Annotated in this window: 1 protein-coding gene; it reads right to left on the bottom strand. The window is 71.5% G+C overall.

All coding sequences use genetic code 11. The features are described from left to right. On the bottom strand, positions 1 to 997 hold a 997-nt coding region (locus HY68_RS30295; RefSeq protein ID WP_041997838.1), incomplete at its 3' end, for an elongation factor Tu. Positions 998 to 1107: the final 110 nt, after the last annotated feature.

The raw sequence follows: 1107 nt of genomic DNA, 5'->3' as shown, positions 1-1107 counted from the left end.
ACTGCGGCCGGTAGCCGCTGCCCACCGCCGTGGTCCTGCCGCCCTCGCGCGCTGACAGGACGTACACCCGCGCGGTGAAGCGTCTGCGCGGCACGACGCTGCCGGGCGCCGCCACCACGTCGCCGCGGCGGACCGCGTCGCGCGGCATGCCGCGCAGCAGCAGCGCCACGTTGTCCCCGGCCTCCGCGGACTCCATCGGCTTCCCGAAGGTCTCAAGACCGGTGACGGTGGTGGTCTGCGGCCCGGACCCGGCGCCCAGCACCTCCATCCGGTCGCCGACCCGTACCGTGCCGCGCTCGATCGCTCCGGTGACGACCGTGCCGCGTCCGGTGATGGTCAGGACGTTCTCCACCGGAAGGAGGAACGGCGCGTCCGTGTAGCGCTCGGGCACGGGCACGTACGTGTCGACGGCGTCGAGCAGCGCCTCGACGGCGGCGGTCCAGCGCGGGTCGCCGGCCAGGGCGCGCAGTCCCGACACCCGTACGACGGGCGCGCTCTCGCCGCCGTAGCCGTGCTCGCTGAGCAGTTCGCGCACCTCCAGCTCGACGAGGTCGGTCAGCTCGTCGTCGCTCGCGTCGGCCTTGTTGAGGGCGACGACGATGTGGTCGACGCCGACCTGCCGGGCGAGCAGGACGTGCTCGGCGGTCTGCGGCATGATCCCGTCGAGTGCGGAGACGACGAGGATCGCCCCGTCGAGCTGGGCCGCTCCGGTCACCATGTTCTTGATGTAGTCGGCGTGGCCGGGCATGTCGACGTGCGCGTAGTGCCGGGTGTCGGTCTCGTACTCGACGTGCGCGATGTTGATGGTGATGCCGCGCGCCGCCTCCTCCGGGGCACGGTCGATCCGGTCGAACGACGTGTAGCTGGTGCCGCTGTCCGCGCGGTCGCTGAGGACTTTGGTGATGGCCGCTGTCAACGTGGTCTTGCCGTGGTCGACATGGCCCATGGTGCCGATGTTGAGGTGCGGCTTGGTGCGCACGTATGCCGTCTTGGGCATGATTCCTGCCTGGAGCTCGAAGCGTGGGCGGGACCCCGGTGCCTTGCCGACCCTCCCCCTGTGGGGTCCGCCGGACGATCCGGGAAGGGTCAGCTTCGAGCGCCGCCGGC

Source organism: Streptomyces sp. AcH 505, from assembly GCF_000818175.1.
GTDB lineage: Bacteria > Actinomycetota > Actinomycetes > Streptomycetales > Streptomycetaceae > Streptomyces.
Note: the sequence above shows the minus strand (reverse complement) of the source record. Positions and strands in the feature narration are given on the sequence as shown.